Raw genomic sequence first — 2,555 nt, 5'->3', positions numbered from 1 at the left:
GGAGTGAATTCCCATGCAGAAGGGATTTCAACTATAGCAGAAGGAGATAATGCGCATGCGGAAGGAAATGATACCATTGCGAATGGAATAAATTCTCATGCGGAAGGAAATGACACCACAGCCGATGGGGCAAATGCGCATGCAGAAGGAAGAAACACTATAGCTTCTGGTTTTTCCAGTCATGCTGAAGGCAGCGAGACAACGTCTTCTGGTTTTTCTAGTCATGCCGAAGGGTTTAGTACTACTGCAAGTGGTGATAGATCGCATGCGGAAGGGACTGGAAGTGTGGCTTCTGGCTTTTTTAGCCATGCTGAAGGGTTTATCACAGAAGCCAGTGGCAGCAGTTCTCATGCGGAAGGTATTCGTTCGGTAGCTAGTGGAGACAACAGTCATGCAGAAGGGATTTTAACCACGGCCAGTGACAATGGAAGTCATGCAGAAGGGTTAAATACATCGGCTACGAGTCAAGCATCTCACGCAGAGGGAGCCTTCACCGTGGCGAGTGGAGATAACAGTCATGCGGAAGGAGGAGGAACAGAAGCTAGCGCAGCAGATGCGCATGCGGAAGGAGCAGTGACAACGGCTAGTGGATTTCAATCGCATGCCGAAGGATTTGCGACAATGGCAATAGAAAGCCAATCGCATGCCGAAGGAATTGGAACAATGGCTAGTGGTGAGGCTTCCCATGCGGAAGGAGGAGCAACGGTAGCCAGCGCAGCAGATGCGCATGCGGAAGGAGCAGTGACAACGGCTAGTGGTTTACAATCGCATGCCGAAGGATTCCAGACCGTGGCGAGTGGGAATCATGCACATGCGGAAGGTATAGGTACATCAGCAGAGGGAGATGCGGCGCATGCCGAAGGAGGATCAACGATAGCCAGTGGAGCAGATGCGCATGCCGAAGGAGCCATGACACGAGCTAGTGGACTACAATCGCATGCGGAAGGGCTAGGAACCTTCGCAAGTGGTGCGCAATCACATGCCGAAGGAGTGAGCACTACGGCAGGAGCAACGGGTTCCCATGCAGAAGGAAACGGAACGATGACGAATGGAGAAAACTCCCATGCGGAAGGTTTGGGCACAGAAGCTAATGGTTCACAATCCCATGCGGAAGGGAATGGAACCCTCGCTTTAGCAGAGGAATCGCATGCGGAAGGCTCGGGGACATTGGCTTCTGGTGCACAGGCTCATGCGGAAGGATCAGATACAGAAGCACTTGGTGATGCAAGTCACGCTGAAGGTATTCTAACTGCTAGTATATCTACGGCCTCCCATGCGGAAGGGCAAATAACGATTGCAGAAGGTACTAATACTCACTCTGAGGGAGTGCTTAGTGTTGCGATGGCGGATGCATCCCACGCGGAAGGAAACGGTACGCTAACACTAGGAGAGTTTTCTCATGCGGAGGGTTTTTTAAGTAATACAGAAATGGATGCAAAAGCATCGCATGCCGAAGGTGATGCTAGTTCCACGTTAGGCATTGCTTCCCATGCCGAAGGCTGTATTACCATTGCCTCAGGATTTGCATCTCATTCTGAAGGTAGATTTACAACGAGCAGCGGTGGTCAAGGTCACGCAGAAGGTACGGGTACAATGGCAATAGGAGATAACGCGCATGCGGAGGGTAATTCGACTGTAGCTGGTGGCTTTGACAGTCATGCGGAAGGAAATGGAACGGAAGCAAATGGGTTTGCCTCCCATGCAGAAGGAGTTGAAAACACAGCAGGAGCAACTGCCTCCCATGCGGAAGGTGATTCTACTATGGCGAATGGATTCAGTTCCCATGCGGAAGGATGTAATACAACAGCTATGGGAGATTGTTCTTATGCTGGCGGGACAGGTTCGATTGCCAGTGGATTTGCCTCCCATGCGGAAGGATTCCAGACAACCGCGAGTGCACTTGGTTCGCATGCAGAAGGACTACAAACAAGTGCAAGTGGAATTCACGCGCATGCGGAAGGCTCAGGTACAACAGCAAGTGGTAGCTTCGGCTCTCATTCCGAAGGAGCTTCAACAATTGCTCAAGGGGAATCTTCTCATGCGGAAGGTCAGTGCACGGTAGCCAACGAAGTAGGTTGTCATTCGGAAGGATTAAGTACTATTGCAGTATTAGAGGGGAGTCATGCTGAAGGATTTGAAACAACTGCGATGTTATTTTACTCTCATTCGGAAGGATTTGGTACTACTTCGTGTGGCTTGGCTGCCCATGCGGAAGGAGTAAATACTGTAGCAGGAGGAACATTGGTAGGAGGAATGGGGGCCCACACCGAAGGCATGGGAACGACAGCTGAAGCTGATTTCTCGCATGCGGAAGGTTGCATGACTCAAGTTATGGAAGTTGCTCTCGCTGGTCATGCCGAAGGCATGGGTACGATAGTGGGGGGGAATTACGCGCATGCGGAAGGATGTAATACAGTAGCAATGGGACAGTGTTCCTATGCTGGAGGTACAGGAACGATGGCAGTGGGTGTAGCTTCCCATGCAGAAGGGATCAATACTACAGTAGGTGCTGGACTTACAAGCGCACACATTATGGGTAACAGTGGCGAAGCTAA

At 51.0% G+C, this 2,555-nt stretch carries 1 pseudogene; it reads left to right on the top strand.

Annotated features, from left to right (window positions below):
- A pseudogene (locus D1Z92_RS17430) lies at positions 1-2,555 on the top strand (hypothetical protein); the annotation flags it as partial.

Origin of the sequence: Longirhabdus pacifica, from assembly GCF_004115085.1 — a bacterium.
GTDB classification, from domain to species: Bacteria; Bacillota; Bacilli; order Paenibacillales; family DSM-105158; genus Longirhabdus; species Longirhabdus pacifica.
This window is presented reverse-complemented; position numbering and strand designations above follow the sequence as displayed.